At 60.7% G+C, this 23,213-nt stretch carries 20 protein-coding genes; 5 read left to right on the top strand and 15 right to left on the bottom strand.

All coding sequences use genetic code 11. From position 1 onward, the window contains the following. Positions 1–43 precede the first annotated feature (43 nt). From ACQY5P_RS20310 to trbB, 12 genes are all read right to left on the bottom strand, one after another. Positions 44–1,252, bottom strand: coding sequence for a Fic family protein (locus ACQY5P_RS20310; RefSeq protein WP_428408698.1), 1,209 nt, complete (start codon positions 1,250–1,252; stop codon positions 44–46). 368 nt (positions 1,253–1,620) lie between these two features. Beyond that, on the bottom strand, positions 1,621–1,950 hold the full coding sequence (locus ACQY5P_RS20305; RefSeq protein WP_428408697.1) for a DUF736 domain-containing protein: 330 nt from the start codon (positions 1,948–1,950) through the stop codon (positions 1,621–1,623). Between the two features lie 3 nt (positions 1,951–1,953). Next, a complete protein-coding gene (locus ACQY5P_RS20300; RefSeq protein WP_428408696.1) occupies positions 1,954–2,187 on the bottom strand; it encodes a DUF2274 domain-containing protein in 234 nt (77 codons plus the stop codon). Next, on the bottom strand, positions 2,187–3,431 hold the full coding sequence (locus ACQY5P_RS20295; protein ID WP_428408694.1) for a TrbI/VirB10 family protein: 1,245 nt from the start codon (positions 3,429–3,431) through the stop codon (positions 2,187–2,189). Before ACQY5P_RS20295 ends, ACQY5P_RS20300 begins: the two co-directional genes overlap by 1 nt. Next, positions 3,424–4,398, bottom strand: a complete 975-nt coding sequence (gene trbG / locus ACQY5P_RS20290) for a P-type conjugative transfer protein TrbG (RefSeq protein WP_428408693.1) — start codon at positions 4,396–4,398, stop codon at positions 3,424–3,426. The genes ACQY5P_RS20295 and trbG overlap by 8 nt, the downstream gene beginning before the upstream one ends. Beyond that, positions 4,395–5,090, bottom strand: coding sequence for a conjugal transfer protein TrbF (gene trbF, locus ACQY5P_RS20285; protein WP_428410699.1), 696 nt, complete (start codon positions 5,088–5,090; stop codon positions 4,395–4,397). Before trbF ends, trbG begins: the two co-directional genes overlap by 4 nt. 2 nt (positions 5,091–5,092) lie before the next feature. Continuing rightward, entirely contained in the window at positions 5,093–6,421 is a 1,329-nt protein-coding gene (gene trbL / locus ACQY5P_RS20280; protein ID WP_428408692.1) for a P-type conjugative transfer protein TrbL, read from the bottom strand. Between the two features lie 2 nt (positions 6,422–6,423). Continuing rightward, positions 6,424–7,140, bottom strand: a complete 717-nt coding sequence (gene trbJ / locus ACQY5P_RS20275) for a P-type conjugative transfer protein TrbJ (protein WP_428408691.1) — start codon at positions 7,138–7,140, stop codon at positions 6,424–6,426. Between the two features lie 9 nt (positions 7,141–7,149). Next, positions 7,150–9,597 (bottom strand): conjugal transfer protein TrbE, encoded by a 2,448-nt coding sequence (gene trbE / locus ACQY5P_RS20270; protein WP_428408690.1) that lies wholly within the window; start codon positions 9,595–9,597, stop codon positions 7,150–7,152. Continuing rightward, positions 9,591–9,842, bottom strand: a complete 252-nt coding sequence (locus ACQY5P_RS20265; RefSeq protein ID WP_428408689.1) for a VirB3 family type IV secretion system protein — start codon at positions 9,840–9,842, stop codon at positions 9,591–9,593. Before ACQY5P_RS20265 ends, trbE begins: the two co-directional genes overlap by 7 nt. Before the next feature lie 12 nt (positions 9,843–9,854). Further along, positions 9,855–10,184 carry a TrbC/VirB2 family protein gene (locus ACQY5P_RS20260; protein WP_428408688.1) on the bottom strand — a complete coding sequence of 110 codons (330 nt, stop codon included), beginning with the start codon at positions 10,182–10,184 and terminating at the stop codon, positions 9,855–9,857. After that, positions 10,171–11,175, bottom strand: coding sequence for a P-type conjugative transfer ATPase TrbB (gene trbB, locus ACQY5P_RS20255; RefSeq protein WP_428408687.1), 1,005 nt, complete (start codon positions 11,173–11,175; stop codon positions 10,171–10,173). The genes ACQY5P_RS20260 and trbB overlap by 14 nt, the downstream gene beginning before the upstream one ends. Before the next feature lie 181 nt (positions 11,176–11,356). Between trbB and ACQY5P_RS20250 the strand changes: the two genes are divergently transcribed. The 4 genes from ACQY5P_RS20250 to ACQY5P_RS20235 all read left to right on the top strand — a co-directional run bounded on the left by ACQY5P_RS20250 (position 11,357) and on the right by ACQY5P_RS20235 (position 17,667). Continuing rightward, positions 11,357–12,040: an SOS response-associated peptidase gene (locus tag ACQY5P_RS20250; protein ID WP_428408685.1), complete on the top strand. Its 684-nt coding sequence runs from the start codon at positions 11,357–11,359 to the stop codon at positions 12,038–12,040. A 116-nt stretch (positions 12,041–12,156) separates the two neighbouring features. Beyond that, positions 12,157–12,927, top strand: coding sequence for an ImuA family protein (locus tag ACQY5P_RS20245; protein ID WP_428408684.1), 771 nt, complete (start codon positions 12,157–12,159; stop codon positions 12,925–12,927). Then, complete coding sequence (locus tag ACQY5P_RS20240; RefSeq protein ID WP_428408683.1) at positions 12,845–14,386, top strand: Y-family DNA polymerase; 1,542 nt, start codon at positions 12,845–12,847, stop codon at positions 14,384–14,386. The genes ACQY5P_RS20245 and ACQY5P_RS20240 overlap by 83 nt, the downstream gene beginning before the upstream one ends. Continuing rightward, entirely contained in the window at positions 14,383–17,667 is a 3,285-nt protein-coding gene (locus ACQY5P_RS20235) for an error-prone DNA polymerase (protein WP_428408682.1), read from the top strand. The genes ACQY5P_RS20240 and ACQY5P_RS20235 overlap by 4 nt, the downstream gene beginning before the upstream one ends. Before the next feature lie 10 nt (positions 17,668–17,677). Here the strand turns inward: ACQY5P_RS20235 and ACQY5P_RS20230 are convergent, their stop codons facing one another. Together ACQY5P_RS20230 and ACQY5P_RS20225 are read right to left on the bottom strand one after the other, a co-directional pair. After that, positions 17,678–18,094 carry a hypothetical protein gene (locus ACQY5P_RS20230; RefSeq protein ID WP_428408681.1) on the bottom strand — a complete coding sequence of 139 codons (417 nt, stop codon included), beginning with the start codon at positions 18,092–18,094 and terminating at the stop codon, positions 17,678–17,680. Further along, positions 18,094–20,088 carry a conjugal transfer protein TraG gene (locus ACQY5P_RS20225; RefSeq protein ID WP_428408680.1) on the bottom strand — a complete coding sequence of 665 codons (1,995 nt, stop codon included), beginning with the start codon at positions 20,086–20,088 and terminating at the stop codon, positions 18,094–18,096. Before ACQY5P_RS20225 ends, ACQY5P_RS20230 begins: the two co-directional genes overlap by 1 nt. A 299-nt stretch (positions 20,089–20,387) precedes the next feature. Here ACQY5P_RS20225 and ACQY5P_RS20220 point away from each other — a divergent pair, with 299 nt between their 5' ends. Beyond that, on the top strand, positions 20,388–21,068 hold the full coding sequence (locus tag ACQY5P_RS20220; protein WP_428408679.1) for a hypothetical protein: 681 nt from the start codon (positions 20,388–20,390) through the stop codon (positions 21,066–21,068). Between the two features lie 23 nt (positions 21,069–21,091). Here the strand turns inward: ACQY5P_RS20220 and ACQY5P_RS20215 are convergent, their stop codons facing one another. Beyond that, positions 21,092–23,038 carry a DUF3363 domain-containing protein gene (locus ACQY5P_RS20215; RefSeq protein ID WP_428408678.1) on the bottom strand — a complete coding sequence of 649 codons (1,947 nt, stop codon included), beginning with the start codon at positions 23,036–23,038 and terminating at the stop codon, positions 21,092–21,094. Between the last annotated feature and the right edge of the window lie 175 nt (positions 23,039–23,213).

The following is a 23,213-nucleotide window of genomic DNA, read 5'->3' as shown; positions in this document are numbered from 1 at the left end:
GGCCTGTCGCTCTCGCACATCCGGTAAAATCAGGGCTCATAAATTACGCTTCGGGATAGAGCTTCGGAAACAGCGTTTCCAGCGCGTCCGCAGGAAATCGCAACGAGACAGGTGTCTTTGGGGATTCCGACGCTAAGAGTCCCAGCGATACGACATCATTTAACACACGTCGCGCCGTCCTCTCTGGCAGCCCCGTAATTCGTTGCGCCTCGCCGCGATCAAACTGGCCGCGAAGCATTGCTTCGTGCAACAGCGCGAAGGCTTCCGGTTTCAGATCGTCATTCTGCTCGACGATGCGCTTGAGACGGCGGCTTAAATTTTCAAGGTCGAACAGCTCCGACATGAACGCAACCTGATCGAGGCACACGCGCAAGAACCACCGCGTAAAATCGACTAAGGCGCGAAGCGACAAGTTGCCTCTCCCGTCCAGATCGCCCTGACGCGGCGTATCGGCATAATCCATCATCTGTTTATAGTCTGTTCGGCTTTCGAGCCCGCGCGCGAGCCCTCGCGAAATCGACCAAAGCCCATGGGCGCCGACACCTGCTTTCGCCGCCATGGCGTGACTCATCAAGCGGCTAACGCGGCCATTGCCGTCCGGAAACGGGTGTATGTAGTTCAAACGATGGTGAGCGCTCGCCATCGCCATGACGCGAGACGCTTGCCCTAAGTTTTCGAAGCGGAAGCGGCGCGCAAAGTATTCCATGAAATCGGCGACGCGATGACTCGACGGCGGCACATGACGGCCGACCGAAACGTCATGCTCAGGTTTTGATCGCCATTCGCCGGGGACCATGAGGAACTCGGCATGATCGCTTTTAATCCGAAGCATCTCTTCGGGCGCGTCGCGATAGAATTCGAGATGGAGCCATCTGATAAAGTCGACCGACGCCGGCTCTTGTATGGCGCCCTCGGCGGCGAGGCGATCGATCTCCGCCTGTACGCGGACATGGGCGGCGGCTTCGAGCTGGAGATTGCGCCTGCCCTCATTGGCGTCAAGATCGCCCGCGAGCGCACGTTCGATATCGCGAGGGCGTGTGTCATGGCCTTCGATAAGGTTGGAGTAATAGGTGTTCATCAACCGCACGAGCGACGCGAGATTCGCGGCCGTCTGCGGATGCAGTTTGGCGCCGAGGACAGCCGACTTGGCGGCGAGTTCGGCCACAAGATCGGCGATCTCCGCAGGAGCGTCTTCAAGCCTTGCGGGCTCGATCCGGCCGGGCGCTTCAATGAGTTCATTGGCCGATGTCATGGCCCGTCTACCTTCAGTATTTTCAAGCTTCTTTTCGGCCGTTCGATAAGATTTGGCCGATTCGTTGGCCGATCTTATGCCCAAAAGCAATCAGGCGGCAATGGCCGATTTTACAGAAGAATATGTAATTGTTTTATATGATATTTTCTTACTTTATGACGAATTTTGGCCGGTCCATTGGCCGATCTTGAGCCTAATGCCGCCGCTCAGGTTCACCGGCCATGAGACAGAAATATTCCCGCTCGGGAAGATTCCTGGGCCCCAAGCGCGATCAGATCAGAAACATTCCCGAACGGGAATATTTTCCGGCGGGGATAAACCGGACCCGCCGGTCAATAATTAGCTTATCCTGCCGTGCAGAAATTAGCTTATTGCGCCGCGCCGCCGTCCGGCTTGCCGCGGCTCCACATCATCACGCCTGTCCCTTCCTCCTCATTCTCGAAGAAGGCCGCCCGGATCGGCGCGGCAAAACTCGGGTCATCGAGCCTCAAGGCGAGATACTTTTTCCCCTCGTCTTTCGATGTCTCGCGCCATCCGGCGCCGAGCTCCGCTCCGCCAGCATAGACGCGATAATCGGGCGCGCCGTCATTGGCCTTCTCCTTGTTGGGAACGATTTTCGCCTTGACGTTGATGGTCATCGTACGGATCGTTCCGACAAAGCTGTCTTCTGTCTTCGAAAAAGTCCCGATCATAGGCATGATCTATTTCTCCTTCCTTTGCTGGTGAAGTTCCTTGCGCGCCCGCTTGAAGCCGGCGTCGCCGCTCAAAAACGCATCGATCATTTCCGGCGCGAGCTGTTCGATGGACTCGCGCTTGCCATAGGTCGCCTCATAGATGTCTGCATAATCGGCGAGCGCGGAAATTTGGTCCGGCGTCAACTGGATCGTGAGCTTCACCGGCGCGCGATCGGGAAGCTGTGCAAGTTTCAAACTCATTACGAATGATCCTTGTATGGACGTAATACGAGATCACGCGTGACAATGACGCGCAGCGGCCAGCCCGGTCGCACTTTCAACGTCGGCTGGATATTGAGATTGCGATCGACGATGCGTTGACCCGCCTGGTTCGCCGTGTCCTGATAAGAGTCGCGTATAGCGCGCGTCAGACCGTCATCGTCATCGACGGCGAGTTCGGTTCCGATGCCAAGAAGCGACGCAAGCCCGGCGGCGACAAACACTCGTCCCCAGTGATTGTCGACCTTGTCGGAGAGTCCGGCATAGCCCGCCGCATCCGTGCCCGGCATGGCGCCGATCTGCAAGGAGGCGCCATTCGGAAACAACACCCGGTCCCAGACGATGAGCGCGCGGTCCTGTCCGAATGAAACCTGGCTGTCATAGCGCCCGATCAGGCGCGCGCCTTGCGGGATCAAAAGATGCGCGCCGGATACCGTGTCGTAAACCGGCTGCGTCACCTGCGCGATGATCGTCCCGGGCAGATCGGAATTCAGGCCCGTAATCAAACTTGCCGGAATGATGGTCCCCGCCATCACCTGATAGGGCGAGACGGGATCGATGAGCCCATGCGGATTCAATATGTCGTCGGTGTCTTTACTGCTGGCAAACGCGATTTTCGAATCCTGCTTGTTCGGATCGCTATCGCCGCCGCCGAGGACAGCACCCGCCTCGCGAATGGCGGCGAAGGGATCGACCGGATCGGGAGCCGGCGATATGCCGGGCGCCTTCCTCGGCGCCTTGCCGTTCACCTTGAAAAAGACGGGCGAGGCCAGACTCTCCTGCGCAAGTTTCGCCTGCCTGATGCGCTCTGCGCGTTCCGCCTCGCTTAATGGGTCCGGCCGAAAATCATTATAGGCGCTCTCATAAACATCAGGCTCGATCCCGAGATCGCGTTCCGCCGCCAGCATGGCGCCGCCGAGATCGCCGGGGATCGGCGGCCCGAGTTCAATCGCCGGTTTCGGCGCAGGCATCTGATCGTAGCTTGTAGGGAGCGATGCCAACGCATCGGCCTTCGGCTTGTTACGCGTGTTGTAAAGCTCGCGCGGCTCGTCGTCCCCCGAAACCTTCGGAGGATCGAGCGCGACGGACGCCGCGAGAAATAAGAGGACTGCCCCGACTGCGGCGCCGACGATCACCACCTTGCGGTTAATCTCCGTCACCGGCTTTGGCTTTGCGCGCAGCTTCAGCGCCTCGGCCTGCTCCTCGAAGGGGATGGGCTCAGCCACGACCGCCCTCGCCGGTCTTTACGATCCTAACGATGGCCTGGTTCTTTCCACCATGACGCAGCTCGGCGCGCGAGAAGAGGCGATCGACGATGTAGTAATTGTCTTTCACCCGGTAGTTGACGAGTTCGGCGCCGCCTTTGCGGCCTACGACGAAGAGCGGCGGCGCATCGGCAGTCGCAATCGCCGCTGGCATCTGGATATAAACCTGACGGCCATCGTCAAAGACGCGCACCGGCCTCCAGTCGGGTTTGTCGCCTTCGATGCGGTAGCCGAAATTCAAGTCCCCTAACGCCAGCCCCTTCGCAATGGTTCGCTCGTCGCGCGCCAGGGCGTTTCGGTTTCGGGCGCGCAAGCCGTCCAGTTCATCCTGCGGATAGCGCCACGATAACGCCGCCATATAGGCGCCGTCGGTGCTCGTAAGTTCCAAGTGATAGACGCGCCGGTCGGTCGCAATCATCAGATTGGTCGAAAGCCCGGGTCCGATTGGTTTTACGAGGATATGCGCGCGCTCGCCTTCCGGTCCGCCCGACAACGTATCGCCGACGACCCAGCGCACGGTGTCGCCGGCCGAAACCGAGATCAGCGTTTCGCCCGGCTGCAACGCGATATCCGAGACCTGTCCCGGCGCCGCATAAAGCCGGTAGAGGGCGCCTTCCGTGTAGGGATAGACCTGCACGGCGTTGATATAGCCGTTGAGTGACGGTTCAATCCGCGCCTTCTTTGCGCCTTCCGTGATCGCATCTTCCGGCGTCGCGGGCGTCGCCTTTGATTTCTGGCTTGGCGACGGAATCGCTTTGAGCTGTCCCGGCAGCGGCAACGCTTTTGGCGTTTCGACGATCTCCACGGGCAGCGTCGTTTCATCGTCAAATGCCGCGACGGCGGGAACGTAAGCTTGTTCCGCTGACGGATAGGTTTCGCATGCCGTTAACAGCGCAGCGAGGGCGATTGACAACATCAACTTGGTCATTGCTTTGCTCCGGTATTGAGATCCTCGCTCCAGTTGAGGCCGTGGATGAAGATGCCGAGGGGGTTTTTGCGTAAGGTCGCCGCGTCGCGCGGCGGGTCGATGACGATGGTGATCAGCGCGGTAAATCGCTCCGTCTTGGTGAAGGACGAATTCTCGAACGTTCGTTCGATCCAGCGCGCCTGGAACGTGTCGTCCGAAACGCGCACGACACTTATGACATCGACGGTGCGCGTCCTGCGCCCGACGCTTTCGAAAGGGTCGTTATCCCTTGCGTAATCGTTCAAAACCGCCGCGCCCTTGTCAGTGGTAAAGTCGTAGCCGGAGAGCCAGTTCTGACGCACGACGATGGGATCGACCGAAAGCCCACGCACATTTTCAAGAAAGCGCGCCAGATGATGCGCGATCTGCGCATCGGTTGGATTGTAACGAAGCACGGCAGGGCCGACGGCCTGAACGGCGCCGAGTTCATCGACTTCGACGACGTAAGGCGTGACAGTCGATTGCAGGGAGCGCCAGACAAGGCCCGCCGAAGAACCAACCGCAAGCGCCAGACAGCCGAACGCCATGATGCGCCAGTTCGCGGCTTGCGCCCGCGCGGCCCCGATGCGCTCGTCCCAGATTTGTCCGGCCTTTTGAAATGGCGTTTCCGGTTCCGGCGTTTCGCCATAGGCGGCGGATGCGCGTTTGAACAGCATCAGGAATCCTCGCGTTCTCTAAGGGTGGGCGCCGCGCCGCCGGATGATGCGTCGCCGCTGCGGATTGTGTGGGCAGCGAGACCGCCGGCGTCGCGAACATTCTGACGCGCCTCGAAGCGGCCCGCCCAATTGTCATTCCTCGCGGACGCGCCGTTTGACGACAGACTCGCAATCGTTCCGCCGGAGGATTTGCCGCCAGTCGCGGAGAACGCAGCAGCGCCGCCCTTGTCATAAGCAGCGCGCAAGCTTTCGAAGGGTTTCGCTGCAAACGTCCTGACGCTGTCGGCGCCGGCTCGCGCCATGCCGCCCAAACCCGCGGCGGCGCCGGAAACGCCTGACTTTCCGGAGGCGATCTTGCCGAGCTGATAGCTCGCGGTTGCGCCGCCCGAAAGCGACGCGCCGGCCTTGACCGCGCTCGATGCGCCGCCGGCCGCCGCGCGCCCCGCAGCCACAGCGCCAGCTCCACCCATATAGGCGCCGGCGGCGAGACCGCCGACCGTTCCGACGGCGGCGCCGGCGCCGAGTTGCGGCGCGCCGGTGATGAGGCCGGCGGCGATGCCGGGACCGAAGATGCCAAGACCGAAGATCGACACCGCCGCGAGCGTTACCGACAGCGCCTCTTCCATGGTGACATCGCCGCTCGAAAAAGCGCCCGCGAGCGAGGCGAACATCGTCGATCCGATGCCGAGGATGATGGCGAGCACCATCAGTTTGATGCCGGAGGTGATGACATTGCCGAGCACGCGCTCGGCGAGGAAGGTCGTCTTGTTCCAGAGGGCGAAGGGAACGAGGATGAACCCGGCGAGCGTCGTCAGCTTGAATTCGAGCACGGTGATGAAGAGCTGCACCGCAAGAATAAAGAACGACAACAGCACCACCACCCAGGCGAAAAAGAGGATCGCGATAGTGACGAAGTTTTCGAAAAACGCGATGGGGCCGGTGAGATCGCCGATCTCTTCGAGAAGCGGTTTGCCCGCCTCAAAGCCCGCATTGGCGACAAAGCCGGGGCGCATCAGATCCGCCGCCGTCATGGTCGAGCCCCCGGCGCGCAGCCCGAGTTCGGCGAAGCTGTCGAAGATGACGCCGCTCAGAAACGCGAAATTGCCGATGATGAAGGCGAAGAAACCGACATAGAGGACTTTCTTGATGAGCTGCGCGACAACATTTGTGTTCTCGGCCATCGCCCAGAAGAGACCGGCAAGCGTGATGTCGATGGCGATAAGGATGGTCGTCAGATAAGCGACGTCCGGCGACAACAGACCGAATCCGCTGTCGATATAGGTCGAGAACGTCTCAAGAAATGAATCGATGACGGACAAATCATCCACGACTAACCTCCCGGCGTGTAAGCGCTGTCGTCGCCTAGAAAGCGAATGAGACGCGCCTTTCCCCGCTCGCGTTCGGCGAGCGCGCGAGAAGCTTCAAGCGCTTCGGCGCGGTATTGCGCGGCAAGCAGGGTTTGTATTTGCATCATCTGTTCGGCGGAGAGCGCGGCGATCTGATTGCCAGCCTGCAAGACTTGCAGGTTGCCGCCGGCGCCCTGGCTTTCGCCGACAAGACCATGCAATTCGTCAATATCGTCGCGGATATTGGTGACGACCTGCGCCTGCACCTGTAGCGAATGCTTGTAGCCGTCGCGGGACTGTTTCCAGGCGTCACGCGCTTCGGAAACGATCACCGGCGCCGGCGGCGGCGACGCGCCATAGGTCTCACGATAGACCGTCTCGTAGTCAGTCTCGATCGCAGCGACCTTATAGGCAATGCCGCCGGCAAGGTTGATCAGCGCATCGATGGTGAGCAGTTTTTCTTTCAGATCATCGGCGACCGAACTGGGGAGATTGGCCAGATCCTTCGCCTGGTTCTCAAGCATCGTGACTTCATGGGCGAGCTGCTTGATCTGGTTTTCAATCTGGGTGAGCGATCGCGCCGCCGTCAGGAGGTTTTGCGCGTGGTTGGTCGGGTCATAAACGATGCCCCCGAACCCGAACTGCGCTCCGGCCGGCAATGGCGCCATCATCAACAACAAGACAATCAATATGCGTTTCATGATTTCCTCCTATTCAGCCGCCATCAGGGACGCCGCGGCGCCCGGCCATTGGCGCATAATGTCAGCGGCCCATTTGAGATTCTTTTTCGCGAGAAGCTCTGCAGCGAACGGTCCGCCGCCCTCGATAATCTCGTCCATGAGTTTCTGGTCTGCGGGACTCGCTGAGCCGCAAAAGGCGAGCGCAACGGGGCCGAGCCCAAGTTCGAAAATGCGTGCGCCCAAGGGCGACTGGAAATAATAATCGCGCTTGGGCGTAGCCCCCGTGATGATCTCGACCTGCCGGGGATTGAGCCCGAAGCGTTCATAGGTTTCGCGCTGTTGCGGTTCGAGGGCGCGTTCATTGGGGAGGAACACCCGCGTCGGACAGCTCTCGATTACCGCCGGCGCAATCGAGGCGCCTGCGATATCGGCGAGCGATTGCGTCGCAAAGACGACGGCGACATTTTTCTTGCGAAGCGTCTTCAGCCAGTCGCGGATGCGCGCGGCGAAGAGCGGGTTGTCGAGGAACAGCCAGGCCTCGTCTAGGATGATGAGCGTTGGGCGCCCGTCGAAACGCGCCTCAAGGCGATGGAAAAGATAGGTGACCACCGGCGCGACCGCAGCGGGCGACGCCATCAAGGATTCCATCTCGAAACAGACTGTGTCGGCAAGCGCCAGCGTCTCATGATCAGCGTCGATGAGCCGCCCGTATGGCCCCTCCAAGGTGAAGGGGTGAAGTGCGGACTTAAGTTCTTCATGCTGCAGCAGCATGACGAGCCCTGTGATGGTGCGCTCTTGTCGTTCGGCCGTGCTCAAGGATTTGATCGCCGACCACAGGGCTTCCTTTTTATCGGGCGTCATCGAAACGCCTTCACGCGCCGCGAGCCCGGCAATCCAATCGGCGGCGAAGGCGGCGCCGCGCTCGTCATCGATATCTCTCAGGGGTTGCAGGGAAGGCGCGCCGTCGGTCCCAAGATCGATATGTGCGCCCCCAACCGCGAGCGTTGCGGCGCGCGCCGAGCGGCCCTTGTCGAAGATGAAGATTTGCGCGTCCTCATAACGCCGCCATTGCATGGCGATCAGCGACAACAGCGCCGACTTGCCGGCGCCGGTCGGACCGACAACCAGCGTATGCCCGACATCGCCCACATGGAGATTGACGCGAAACGGCGTCGTCCCGTTCGTGTGCGCCTGGATGAGCGCGGGCGCGTTAAGATGATCGTTCCGCGCTTCCCCCGCCCAAACCGAAGAGAGCGGCGTCATGTGTGCAAGGTTCAGCGTGTGAAGGATCGGCTGGCGCACATTGGCGTAGACATGACCCGGCAGGCTCCCGAGCCAGGCTTCAACGGCGTTCAGGGTTTCGCGGATCGCGGTGAAGCCGCGGCCATTGATGATCTGCTCCGCGGCGCGCAAGCGGTCTTCGACTTCGCCGATCTCCTCGCTCATCACCGTCACCGTGGTGGTGACATACCCAAAGGAGACGAGATCGTTGCCGAGTTCCTGCAGGGCGGCGTCGGCGTCCGCGGCCTTGTTGTCGGCGTCATTATCGAGGAGCGCCGCTTGTTCGTTTAACATGACTTCGCGAATGACGGCGCCCATGGACTTGCGCTTGGCGAACCAGTGCCGGCGCTGTTTTGCGAGAACCTTTTCAGCCTCATGCTTGTCCATGGCGATGAAGCGCGTCGCCCAGCGATAGGCAAAGCCCTGGCGGTTCAAATCGTCGAGAATGCCCGGCATGGTCGACGCCGGAAACCCGAGAATGGTCAGCGTCCGAAGATGATGATCGCCGATCATCGGTTCGAGCCCGCCGGTGAAGGGCTCGTCCGCCAAGATGGCGTCGAGGAAGACGGGGATCTCCGGCGCCGCGACCCGATGGCGTTTCGCCGACACGCAGGCATGGAGATAAGAGAACGTCTCGCTGTCGCTCAAAGGTTCGATATCGACGAGCGCCGCCGACAGAAGATCATAGGCCCGCACGCAGGTCTCAACGAAGGTCTCAAGGCGGCGGCGCCAGTCGTCGGCTCCATGTTTTTCAGACCGGGTGATGAGCGCGCGTTCGGCGCGGCCCTTCGCGTCCGCCGGCGGCAGCCAGAGCAAGGTCAAATAATAATGGCTTTCGAACTGGTCGCCGCTCTCGCCGTCGAGGCCGCCTTCGAAACGCAAGCGCCGTTCTTCATCGACGAGCCAGGAGGCGGCGTCGCCAAAGTCGGAATGAGGATAATCGTGGGCTTCCATGCGCACCGCTTCAAAGAACAGCGCCCAGCCCGACCCGAAACGGCGCAGCACATTGTTGACGTGCGCGTGCCGCGCGATGAGTTCAGCGTCGGTGGCGCTCTCCAAATCCGGCCCGCGATAGCGGAAGGTCTTCTGGAACGACCCGTCCTTGTTGAGGACGATCCCCGGCGCCGGGCTGCAAGCCCATGGGAGATAATCCGACAAGAGCCGCGGCTTGTCGCGATATTCGCGTAGGTTCAACATGACAAATGCGCCTTGTGCCGGAGGCTTCGGATCGCAACGGTCATAAAATCCGGATCGGCCTTGGCCGCCATGACGGCGCCCGCATGGCCGGCGAGCCAGACCAGAAGGCCTGGTATCCAGAGGCGAAGCCCGAGCGCCAGCGCTGCAGCGATGGTGCCGATCAGGATCGCGGCAGAGCGCGGCGCGCCGCCGAGAAGGATCGGCTCCGTAAGCGACCGGCGCAGGGGGATTTCGAAACCGTCCACGGAAGAACTCTCTCAGTAAAGAACGGCGCCGCCGCCAAAGGAAAAGAAGGCAAGGAAGAAACTCGTCGCGGCGAAGGCGATGGAAAGCCCGAAAACGATCTGAATGAGTTTCCTCATCCCGCCCGACGACTCGCCGAAGGCGAGCGCAAGGCCGGTCATGATGATGACGATGACGGCGGCGATGCGCGCGACGGGGCCTTCGATTGATTGCAGGATCTGATCGAGCGGCCCTTCCCAGGGCATCCCGGACCCGGCCGCATGCGCCGTGCCAGCAAGGAATAGCAGCGCTGCGCCAGTGGGGAGCGCCTTGCGCATCAAAGTGTTCGTCTTACCGGCTTTCATGAGTCTCTCCTTTGAGTTCGGGAACAAGTCTGGGTTCGCAGAGCGGGGCAAATGCGTAAGAATCGCCGTCGATACCGGCGACGCGCAGCGCTTCATCAACGCGCCGGACGCCGTCGCGGCGCGACATGAAGACGACGACGTCGACGGCTTCGGCGATAAGACGTTGCGGCGAGGCGCCCGTCGCTTCGGCGGCGAGCTGCTCAAGCCGCGACAGCGCGCCTGCCGCGGAGTTCGCGTGCAGCGTCGTGACACCGCCGGGATGGCCAGTGTTCCACGCCTTTAAGAGATCGAGCGCTTCCGCTCCCCTCACCTCGCCGACAATAATGCGGTCGGGCCGAAGCCGCATGGTCGAGCGGACCAGACGCGACAGGCTTGCGTTACAACCATGTGTTCTAAGAGCGACCGCATTTTTCGCCACGCATTTGAGTTCGCGCGTGTCTTCGAGAATGACAATGCGCTCGTCGGCGAAGGCGGGTTCCGCGAGCAGCGCATTCGTAAACGTGGTCTTGCCTGACGAGGTGCCGCCCGCGATGACGATATTGGCGCGCGTTGCAAGTGAGGATCGCAGCGCATCGGCGATGGCCGGCGCGAGTGCGCCGCTCATCACATAATCATTGAGCGTATAGGGCGCGGCGGCGGGTTTACGGATTGCGAAACACGGCGCTTCGGAAACCGGCGGCAGGAGCCCTTCGAAGCGTTCGCCGGAGCCGGGCAGTTCAGCCGAGATGACGGGATTCGCGCGGTCGCAAGTCTCGCCGACGCTATTGGCGACAAGCCTGATAATGCGTTCTCTCGCTTCGGCGTCGAGGGTTTCAGCTTCGCGCGCAATGCCGACCCCGCCCCGCTCGATCCAGATCGACCCGTCGGGATTGGCGAGTATTTCGATGACATCATCGGCGTCGAGCGCCGCCGCAACGGCGCCGCGAAAGGCCGAGCGCAGCATGGCGGTTCTGCGTTTAGATGTCGTTTCCTGAGTTGCCAGCTGCGGCATTGATGGGGCGCCTTCTCATGAACATCATTGAGGCCTGATTGTGGTCAGACAGGCGCAGTCTCGATAGTTCGGAAACTCGAGTGTCAATCGAAGCCATTCGAAAATCGTCGAATAAAAAGGCGCGTCGCGGCCTTCGGCGCCCGGACTTTATCCGGCCCGCGCCTTCGGGCATGATGGCGCCATGTGCGGACGATTTTGGGCGTCACTGACCTGGGAAGAATATCGCGAGCTGCTCGACTTGAAGGGCGAGCCGCCGGAGACGAATTTCCGTCCCAACTGGAATACCGCCCCGACCCATGATGTCCTGATTTGCTCGGAGCGCGACGGCGAACGGCGCGTCGAGCAGATGAAATGGGGGCTTGTTCCGATCTGGATGAAGGACAAGCCGAAATTTTCAACGATCAACGCCAAATGCGAAACCATCGAAGAGAAGGCGACCTGGAAAGGCTCGCTGGGCAAGATGCGCTGCGTCATTCCGATCAGCGGTTTTTACGAATGGCGGCGCGGTCCCGGAAAATCAAAACAGGCCTATGCGATCAAGCGCCGGGACGGAAAGCCGATGTTGCTCGCCGGTCTGTGGGCATTTAACGACAAGGTCGATCCGGATAATCCTCGCACTTTCACCATCATCACCTGTCCCGCCAATGAAGTGATGGGCGCCGTTCATGACCGGATGCCGGTCATTCTCGATCCCGCCGATCTCGATCTGTGGATCGGGCCTGAGCCCTGGGGCGACGCGCACCGCGCGCTCCTCAAATCCTGCCCCGACGAATGGCTCACCGCCTATCCGGTCTCCAATGATGTCGGATCGGTCAAGAACAACTATGCCGAACTCATCGACCCGGAGGGCGATCCGATATTCTAGGGCCTTTGGATTCAAGGTCTTAGCTGTGCCTTCCTTCGCCGAAAACCGAGTCGCTTGACTCAAAAGTTCTCTTTTTGTTCTAATCCCCGTCCATAGCTGAAAACGGAACTCGCGGGATGCACGCCATCGCCCGCCGCAGGAGCCTTGCGGGGCTCCGGCGGCGCATCGCCGACATTGAGAAACGGGAATTCACGAGGCTTCCGCATGCGGATGATCTCGCCTGCGGACCTGTTTCACTTGCACGCGGCGCCGTTCACGAATTCCGCGCAGGCGACTATCGCGACGCGCCTTCCGCCTTGGGTTTGGTCCTGGCGCTTGCCGGCGCCGCGAGCGTCAAACGCGCGCAGCCGATCATTTGGATCGGACAGACACGGGAAGCTTTTCACGAGGGCGTTCCTTACGGCTGCGGATTAAACTTTTACGGCGTCGACAGCGCGCTTTGCATTTTCGTTCACGCCCGCGACGCGAAAGCCGTTCTCTGGGCGGCGGAAGAAGCGGTGCGCCACGATGCGATGGTTCTCATCGAATTCTGGAAACAGCATCGGCTGCTCGATCTGACGGCGACGCGGCGCTTGCAGCTCGGCGCCGAACAATCGGGCGCGAGACTCTTTTTGCTCAGAGATGCACACGATGAAGGCCCGAGCGCCGCGCGCACGCGCTGGCGCGTGAGCCCGGCGCCGAGCGCGGAAGATCCATTGGACGAACGGGGATTGGGGCGGCCGCGCTGGGGTGCGGTGCTGGAGAAAAGCCGTGATGGGGGTCGCGGCCGGTGGGTATTGGAATGGGATCATGCAGAGAGAAGACTTGTCGAGGCCACGCCGCATGCTCGCGGCGTGGTTCCCGCGATGGCCGACAGACTATTTGAAGAAACTACGGCCGTCGCTTGAAGAAAGGTCCGCGCCGGTCGTTATCCATGAAAAGGCGAAAAGCGTCTTGCGCATCCGCGCCATGGACGCGCGAGCCGCAAAGCTCGGTTTCTATCAAGGTCAGGCGCTCGCCGATGCGCGCGCCATTGAGCCGAAACTCATCGCCTTCGAGACAGACGCAAAGGAAGAAGCGCAAAGCTTTCGCCGCCTCGCCGAAGCCTTGATGCGTTATTCTCCTGTCGTCTCAGTTCAGGCGACCGGCGAACTCTTCATCGACATCACCGGCTGCCAGCGTTTGTTCGGCGGCGAGGAAGCGATTCTCAATGATCTGGGGCGTCGAATAACGCGCGCCGGTTATTCGGGTCGCGCCGCGATCGCCGATACGGCGGGCGCCGCCTGGGCGCTGGCGCGTTTCGGCGATTTGGAAATCGCCAGCGAAAGCGCGCAACGCTCCGCCATTGCATCCCTGCCGGTGGAAGCGCTGCGCCTGCCGCCGGATTTGTCGGACCGCCTCCGCCGGCTTGGGCTCAAGACCATCGGCCAGCTTTACGACATGCCGCGCAGCCCTCTGACGGCGCGGTTTACGAAAGCGCTTTTATCGCGTCTCGGGCAGGCGCTCGGGACGGAGCCAGAGCCTTTAGTTCCCGTCATTCCGGCGCCCCGCTATTATGCTGAACGAAAACTCGCCGAGCCGGTCTCCACTGTCGACGCTGTCAAATCCATTCTGGCGCCGCTCGCCCATGATCTGGCTGTTGACCTTGCGCGTGACAGCGCCGGAGCGCGGCGTTTCGAGCTGGCGTTGTTCCGTGTCGACAATGAGGTGATGCGCTTGGAGCTTGGCGCAAGCGCGCCGGCGCGCGATGCGAAACATATCGCCCGCCTTTTCGAGAATAGGCTCGACGATCTGAAAGACGCCTATGACGCAGGCTTTGGCTTCGAACTGTTACGGCTTTCGGCCTTCGACGTGCGCCCGCTCGGCGTAAGGCAACGCGCCGCCTTCGATCTGCAATCGGACAGAGAGGCGCAGGAGGAAGCTCTCGCGGAACTGAAGGACCGCCTCAGCAACCGGCTCGGGGCGACAAATGTTCGCCGCATCAGCTTTCGCAATTCGCATCTGCCTGAACGGGCTGCGCACTTCACGCCGGCGGTCAATCCTGCGAACCCGTCAGATGTCGCTCCCGTCGATCATGCGCGGCCGGTGAAACTGCTGCCGCGACCCGAAGAAATCGAGGCGCTCGCGGAAGTGCCAGACGGCCCGCCGATCCGCTTCAAATGGCGGCGCGTCAGCTACACAGTCGCCCGCGCCAACGGACCGGAGCGCATCGCTGACGAATGGCCGGGCAAAGAAACAGCGGGACCGACGCGCGACTATTACCGCGTCGAGACGCCGGAAGGCCGGCGCTACTGGCTCTTTCGCGAGGGGCTCTACGGCGCGGAGACGACCAACCCCCGCTGGTTCCTGCACGGGTTTTTCGCATGACCGGGTATGCCGAACTTGCGGCCATGAGCAATTTCACGTTCCTGAAAGGCGCGTCGCATCCCGATGAACTCGTGTTCCAGGCAGCGAAACTCGGCCTCGATGCTCTCGCCGTCACCGACATCAACACGCTCGCCGGCGTCGTGCGCGCGCATACTGCCGCGAAAGAAGTCGGCTTTCGCTTCATCACCGGCGCGCGGCTGAAATTTTCCGACGGCACGCCCGACATGTTATGCTGGCCGTCGAACCGCGCCGCCTATGGGCGGCTCTGCAAATTATTGACCCGCGGAAAAATGCGCGCCGCGAAAGGCGCTTGCGAGATCGCCCGCGCCGATGCGCTGGAGTTTGGCGAGGGGCAATTGTTCGCGGTTTTACCGGACGATCCCTTCGCGCCCGTCATCGACGCAACGCTGAATGAATTCCGCGCCGTCTTTCCGGGATCGGTATGGCTCGCCGGCGCGCGGCGGTTCCGGGACGATGACCGCCGCATTCTCAATCAACTGGCGCTGACAGCTAAGGCCGCCCGCGTTCCGCTGCTCGCCGTCAACGATATTCTCTATCATGCGCCACAGCGCCGGCGGCTCGCCGACGTGGTTCACTGCATCCGCGAGCATGTGACGGTCTTTAATGCGGGCCGCGCGCTCGAAGCCAACGCCGAACGGCATCTGAAACCGCCGCCGGAAATGCTGCGCCTCTTCAAGGATCATCCCGCCGCCATTGAAGAGACCTTGCATGTGGCGGCGCGGGCGCGCTTCTCACTCGACGAGCTGCGTTATGAATATCCCGATGAAACCTGCGGGACGAGCGCGACGCCGCAAGAAGAACTTGAACGCTTGTCATGGGAAGGCGCGAAGGCGCGCTACCCTGACGGCATACCCGATAAGGTAACGGCCGCGCTCCGCCATGAACTGACGCTCATCGAACAGCTCGATTATGCGCGCTATTTCCTGACGGTTTACGACATCGTCCGGTATGCGCGCAGCGAGGGGATTTTGTGTCAGGGCCGCGGCTCGGCAGCGAATTCCTCCGTCTGCTATTGCCTCGGCGTCACCTCGGTCGATCCGGCGCGCATCGATCTTCTCTTCGAGCGCTTCATTTCGGCGGACCGCAACGAACCACCGGATATCGACGTCGACTTCGAGCACGAGCGGCGCGAGGAAGTGATCCAGTATATCTACAGGAAATACGGTCGCGACCGCGCCGGCATCGCCGCGACCGTCATTACCTACCGAACAAGAAGCGCCGTGCGCGAGGTCGGCAAGGCGTTCGGGCTCTCCGAGGATGTCATCTCGTCGCTCGCCAAAAGCAATTGGGGCGGCGATGCGTCCGGCGTCAATGAAACCCGCGTCAAGGAACAGGGTCTCGATCCCGCCGATCTCACCTTGCGTCACGCGCTTCACTTCTCAAAAGAGCTGATCGGTTTCCCGCGCCACCTTTCGCAACATACAGGCGGCTTCGTGATGACGCGGGGGCCGCTGGAGGAAGTCATCCCCATCGGCAACGCCGCCATGCCGGAGCGAAGCTTCGTCGAGTGGGACAAGGACGATCTCGACGCGCTCGGCATGATCAAGGTCGACGTCCTTGGCCTCGGAATGCTCACCTGCATCGCCAAAGCGTTCGCGCTTTTAAAAAAACATTACGGCGTCGATCTCGATCTCGCTTCGATCCCGGCAGAAGAACCTGAAGTCTACGACATGATCTGCAAGGCCGACACGCTCGGCGTCTTCCAGATCGAAAGCCGCGCGCAGATGTCGATGCTGCCGCGATTGAAACCGCGGAACTTCTACGATCTCGTCATCGAAGTCGCCATCGTGCGGCCGGGACCGATCCAGGGCGACATGGTGCATCCCTATTTGCGTCGCAGGGACGGGCTCGAAAAGGTGCAATATCCAAGCAGAGACCTGGAAGACGTTCTTGGCCGGACCCTCGGCGTTCCACTGTTTCAGGAACAGGCCATGAAAATCGCAATTGTCGCCGCCGGTTTCACGCCGACGCAAGCGGACGGGCTCCGCCGCGCCATGGCGACGTTCCGGCGAGCCGGCACTATTCATCAATATCACGACAAAATGGTCGAAGGCATGGCGGCGCGCGGTTATGACCGCGACTTCGCCGAACGCTGTTTCAAGCAGATCGAGGGGTTCGGGGAATATGGATTCCCTGAAAGCCATGCGGCGAGTTTCGCGCTGCTGGTCTATGTCTCCTGCTGGCTCAAATGCCGTTATCCGGACGTCTTCTGCACGGCTCTCGTGAATGCGCAGCCCATGGGCTTTTACGCGCCGGCGCAGATCGTCCGGGATGCAAGAGAGCATGGCGTCGAAGTAAGGCCCGTCGATGTCAATCATTCGTTCAGCGATCTGACGCTCGAAGAGTCTGAGGGCTTTAAAAATACTCACGCGCGTCATCGCGATATGGAAAAGTCCATGCGCTCAAATCATGCGGTGCGCCTCGGCTTCCGGCTCGTCAAGGGATTGGCGGACAAGGACGCCGAACGCATCGAGGACTGTCGCGGCGCCGGTTACGATTCCGTGCGCGATCTCTGGCTCAGGACGGGGCTCTCGCAAGCGTCGCTCGAAATCCTCGCCAACGCCGACGCTTTCGGATCGCTGGGGTTGTCGCGTCGCGACGCGCTCTGGGCCGTGCAAGGGCTCGACAAGGTGAAGGGCGATGAACAGATGCCGCTCTTCGCCGCCGAGCGCGCCTTTCGCAAGGAAGAGGAAGTCGCACTTCCTGCGATGCCGCTCGGCGAGGAAGTCGCCTATGACTACAAGACCGTGAAAATGTCGCTGAAGCGCCATCCGGTTTCGTTCTTGCGGGGCTGGCTTCAATCCTCACGCTACGCCGCCAATGAAGACTTATGGAAGATGACGAATGGCAGGCTCGTATCGGTTTCGGGGCTTGTGCTGGTGCGGCAACGTCCCGGCACGGCCAAGGGCGTCATCTTTGCGACCCTCGAAGACGAGACCGGGATCGCCAACATCATTATCTGGCCGAAAGTCTTTGAACGCTTTCGGCGGGAAGTTTTGGGAGCCCGCTTCCTCGGCGTCTCGGGCGTCCTGCAACGCGAGGGCGATGTCATCCACGTCGTCGCAAGGCGGCTTTACAATCTGACGCCGAAGCTCGCGGGCTTGAGCGACTATCACGGCGAAATGGATGACGGGCTTTCAAGGGCGGATGAATTCAAGCGGCCGGTGATCGAAGATTTGAGGAAGGGCGATTTCCGGCGGCGCATGGAGCGCGCCAAACACATGGATGAGATTTTGCCGGGCGGGCGGAATTTTCATTAAACGTGGCCGGTTACTCGCCAGGCAGGTCGTTTTTACAGACTCGTCTCGCGAGACTTCTTCCCTCGCCGATCTTCGCCGCCACCTGCTCGATAAAATAGTCGAAGCGTCTTTGCCCGAGATTGTGCGCGACATCTCGTTCGCCTTCCGGCAACGGTTCTGTGCGCGTCAGCCAGTAAAGCACATATTGTCCGAGCGTTTCGAGAATGATTGCGGCGTCGCGCTCGACGGCGCCTTGGCTCAGATCGATGGCGTCAAGCCGTTTCAGGATCGCGGCTTCGCGTTCGGCTTTCGCGTCAGGGTCGAAATAGCAGCGCAGCGCATCCTCGACGATGGCGGATTGCGTGACACCCGGCGGTTGCGCGGCATTGTCGAGGTCCGCCCAGACGCGATCGCTTAACCTCACATGAACGCGACGTTTCGCCATCATCAAAAGTCCGGTAACAAATTTTGGTCGACGCGATCGAGGGCGGCGGCGCGCCTTACGCGCTCCGCCGTTTCCTTGCGGGCGTCATCGCCGGCGCCGTCGGCAAAATCTTCTTCCGACAATTCCCGGTCAGAGTTTTCATTGCCTTCGCCGATTTTCCTTTCGGCGTCCTCCGGAACGGGCGTTAGTTGCGGCTCTCGGCCGCCTTCATCGCCGCCTGACGAAGGCGCTGCATCGTCGTTCGGAAGACGCCGGTCAGCTTTGCGAAAACCTGAAGGCCAATCGTCGGGACGCGGCGCTGGCAGCATAGCGTCCGACGGCGGCGCGCCGGTTCGTTCGGTGAAATTCGCATCCTCGTAATAGCGGAGTTTCTTGGCCTTGATGGGCGGCGCGCCGGAAATCATGACCACGGCATCGTCCGGCGGCAGTTGCATGACTTCGCCCGGAGTAATGAGGGCGCGTTGCGTTTCCTGACTCGACACCATAACATGGCTGAGCCAGGGCGCGAGACGGTGGCCCGCATAGTTGCGTTGCGCGCGCTGCTCCGTCGCCGTCCCGAGGGCGTCGGATATGCGCTTCGCGGTCCGCTCATCATTGGTGGCGAACGCAATACGCACATGGCAATTGTCGAGAATGGAATTGTTCGGCCCGTAGGCCTTCTCGATCTGATTAAGCGATTGCGCGATCAGGAAGGCCCTCACGCCGTAACCAGCCATAAAGGCGAGCGCCGACTCGAAGAAATCGAGGCGGCCGAGCGCCGGGAATTCGTCGAGCATCATGAGGACGCGCCGCCGTCCCATTTCTCCCGGAAGCGTTTCCGTAAGGCGCCGGCCGATCTGATTGAGGATGAGCCGCACCAGCGGTTTCGTACGGGAGATGTCGGATGGCGGCACGACGAGATAGAGCGAGGCCGGCCGTTCGCTTTCGGTAAGGTCCGCAATGCGCCAGTCACTTGCGGCTGTGACGCGCGCGACAACGGGATCGCGATAAAGCCCGAGAAAGCTCATCGCTGTCGAGAGAACGCCCGAGCGTTCATTCTCCGATTTGTTCAGCAATTCGCGCGCCGCCTGCGCCACTACGGGATGCGCGCGCGGCGAAGCATCGGTCCCGATATGATTGGTCGACATCATCAGTTTCAGGGTCGTCTCGAAACTGCGGCGCGGATCGGAGAGGAACACTGCGCATCCGGCGAGCGTTTTTTCCTTCTCCGCATAAAGAACATGCAGGATCACGCCCACAAGCAGCGCATGGCCGGTTTTCTCCCAATGGTTCCGCCGTTCCAGCGAGCCTTCGGGATCGACAAGAATATCCGCGATATTCTGAACGTCGCGCACTTCGTTCTCGCCGCGGCGCACTTCCAGCAAGGGATTATACCGCGCCGAGGCGGGATTGGTCGGATCAAACAAAAGACAAAGGGAAAAGCGCGAACGCCAACCCGCAGTCAGGGTCCAGTTCTCGCCCTTTATGTCGTGAATGACGGCGCTTTCTGTCCAGGAAAACAATGTCGGCACCACAAGCCCAACGCCCTTGCCCGAGCGGGTCGGGGCGAACGCCATGACGTGCTCCGGGCCATCGTGACGCAGATAATCGGATTTCCAGCGCCCGAGAAAGACGCCGTCCGGTTTCAAAAGGCCCGCTTCCTCGACATCACGCGTTTTCGCCCAGCGCGCGGAGCCGTAAGTGGTTACGAATTTCTGGGCGCGCGCGCGCCACAGCGATCCGCCAATTGCGGCCGCGGCTCCGAGGAAGCCGCCGCCAGCCGCCATGAATCCGGCGCGGTTAAAGACTTCCGGCGCATAAGCCTCGTAAGCATACCACCATTGGAAAAGTCGCCATGGTTTGTAGATGGGCGTCTCAAACAGCACGAACCATGGCGCGCCGAGTCGCGGCTGAAACCCCAATTCATAAGCCGTCCATTGGGTCGCCGCCCACAGCGCGCCTGCGATAATCAATGCGACGATCAAGAATTGGCCGATCAGTAACTTGGTTGGTGTCATGAAGCCGGTATGTTCCCTAACGGCATTGCACGCGTTGCATTTTTGCTTCCGAGCGCCATCCTCGCTAGGCTATTTTCAGACAATTTCTTCCAAAAGAATGCAAAACCAATTTTCCGACCAACATTGATGCACCCCTCCGAGAGTATTAGGCGCGCTATGCTACTGATCGAACGGACTCAGCCTGATATCGTGATGTCGAATCTGCTAATGTGACGCGCGCCTCGCAGTGCGAAAGCAGACAAGCGTCGCCGGTTTAGGGGGCGCCAATTCCCTCAATCACCGAGATGGAATCGACAAGCATGCCGCATTTCTTTCTACGTCAATCCGATGACGGCGCGATTGAACAAGTTCTCAAAGACGGCGAGCCGCATCAAGAGGCAGTGCAGCTTGAACAGCTTTACACCATCGTGACGATTTATTTCAGGCTTGCATCGCGCAATATCGAACAGATGTCTCAACTGGAGCGATGCGAAGAACGTCGCGGCTTCGGTTTACAATCGTTTTTGATGAGCCTCACTGGTCTCGAAGCCTTCACCAATACATTCTTTCATCTTCGTTCGCAGGAACTGGACAGCGACGAGATGTTAAACCGCATCAAACAAAATCACGGCTCGCTTTCGCAGAAGATCAAAGACCTTATATTGCTATCGTCCGACGGACCTGTTCGAAATCAGGATACGCTAATCGCTCAAATATTTTCTCTTTCTCAGCTTCGCAACGAAATCGTCCATCCGCGATGGACTCCCTCGTCCGTAACTTTGCAGAGAATAGCTATCAACGGTCTCGTGGAAAACCGACAGGCCATATTCGAAAGTGTTCAATTTTGCAGAGAGGCACTATTTTGGTGCCTCTTGGTGATCGCCAGGATCGCGCAAGCGCGGGGATTCGAGGACATAAGGGGCTTCATGTTTCATTGGACGGCCAACTACGACCTGTCTTTGCCCGCCATTCTACAAGAACTCGGCCTCCCCGCCGATTGATATGTCCAGCATTGCAGCTTGTCTCACCGGCCGATCCCTCGTGTTTTCTCTAGTATCCATTGCACGCCGGCGCCCGTTCTCCTGACGACAATTTCGGCGCCGCGATAACGCTCCAGCTCCGGCCGCCAGGGTACGAGCGTGAACTCCTTCGACCGGGCGATGAGCGCAAAGCGCCCCTGACCGAGATCGACCGGCCTTTCATAAACGCCCTCGAACGGGACATTCGCCGTCATGGCGAGATAAGTCTTGCCTGTCCGGCGCGCTTCTTTGGCCGCGGCGCTCTCCAGCTCTTCAGCCGCGAGCTTTTCTCTTGCTTCTGGCGCGATCCCGCCAGCTTCCTCGGACCACAAGCCTTCCCGTTTCAGAAACGCCGCGCGTCTTGTACGCGCCGCAGCAATGTCAGCGCTCAATTCCCTCTCTCCGAAATCCGTTTCATCTGCGTCATCAAGCCAGACCGGCGCGCGGGCCCCAATCTGCGCGTCGAGATCGATCCAGGATTTGACGTCAAGATGCGCGCCGCAGCCGCGCGCCGCTTCGTAATGTGCCGCGCGTTCAAGATAGCCTTCGCCGATGCGCCATGTCCCATCCTCATCGCGCATGACAAGACCTGCCCGCCGCAATGCTTCGAGCCGCCGCTTATGCGCTTCGATAAACGCTTTGCTCGCGGACGGATCGTCCGCTTCGTGTAGAGCGTCAGAATAGACACCGCGATTAAGTTGGGCGATGTGCGCAATGGCGCGATCCGATGCAAGCGGTCTCGCCTCGCGCTTTCGCAATTCGACAATGGCGCCTTGCGCTGGGAGCGCGCCGAGCGGCGTTACGCCAGCCGCAACGCGCCAGAATTTTCCGTTGCCGTCTTCAACGATCAAGTAACGCGTGTCGCGCATTTCATCGTCAGGCGCGCTGGCGGCGACGCGGCCGATGAGTTTCACCGGCGCGCCTCCGCCAAATACGGCGATATCCCGCGCCGCAATCTCCCTGCCCGCCGCGGCGGCGATGGAGCGGATAATGTCGCGTGCAATCGCTCGTGCGCGCAAGGTTTCATCCCAGCCCTTACCGAGGCGCCATTCCTGCGGCCCGGTCTTCGCCGCTAACCCCATGCTTTCCAGGAATTTCAAACGCCGCAGGCGCAAGGTCCTCTCGAACAGTCCTGCCGCACCGGAGTCGGACGAGATGTCGAGGGCGCCGTCGCGCGATAGCGCGGTAAGCTCCCGGTCGATGCCCGTAAAGCGCTCCGCTTCAACCTCGCGCGCCTGTGCTCTCGCGACTTCGAGATCGCGTCGCGGGCCGAGCCGCTCCAGCGCGATCTCCTGCGCTCTCGCTCTAAGCCCGCGTGTCAGGTAATCGCGGGCTATGACGAGATCTCGGGCCTTCGCGTCCCTGCCACGGATGACAACATGAGTGTGAGGATGGCCGGTGTTCCAATGATCGACGGCGATCCAATCGAACTTCGTTCCAAGATCCTTCTCCGCTTGCTCCATCACCTCGCGCGTAAAGGCTTTGAGGTCGCCGATCCGCTCGCCGTCTTCGGGCGAGAAGATAATGCGGAACTGATGCGGGTCATGTTCCGAGCGCGCCAGAAAGTCCTTGTCATCGAGCTTTTCCCGGTCGCGGTTATAGAGTTCCCCGCCCTCTCTTTCTCCGTTGTCGTTGGCGCGATCCACACCGTCGCGCTGAATGTATTTCACATGGGCGCGGAAGGCCGCACGCCCGATGCCTTTTCCGGCCCTCGCGATATGCGTCTTGACGATGACACGCCGCATCCGGAATTTCGCAAAGGGAGAGCCGCGCATCTGAGCCATGCGCGCGGCGGCGCTTCCGCGCCCGATGCGTTCGCCGGTAAAACGAGTCTTGCGTTTTGGTTTCGCCAGCCGCTTCGCGGTGCGTTTGACGCGGGCGCCATAGCGTTTCGCGGCGGACCTGCCGCGATCGCCGGGCCGGCCGAGCCGGGGCCTGAACTCGTCGCTCATCTAAAACATTGCAGGAAATGATGACGCCACGAATTCCCTCCCGGAATCAACCGCTTCAATAATTCGCAGCGCCACAAGGTTTTCAGCACGGCGCCGAATTCCGGATGTGCAGACAATGGCTTAGGCGCCCCTTGGCGCCGGTGCTTTCATCTTGCCCTCCGGGGGCGCTTATCGA

Origin of the sequence: Hyphococcus sp., assembly GCF_965267305.1 — a bacterium.
In the GTDB taxonomy this organism is placed as follows: Bacteria; Pseudomonadota; Alphaproteobacteria; order Caulobacterales; family Parvularculaceae; genus Hyphococcus.
Note: the sequence above shows the minus strand (reverse complement) of the source record. Positions and strands in the feature narration are given on the sequence as shown.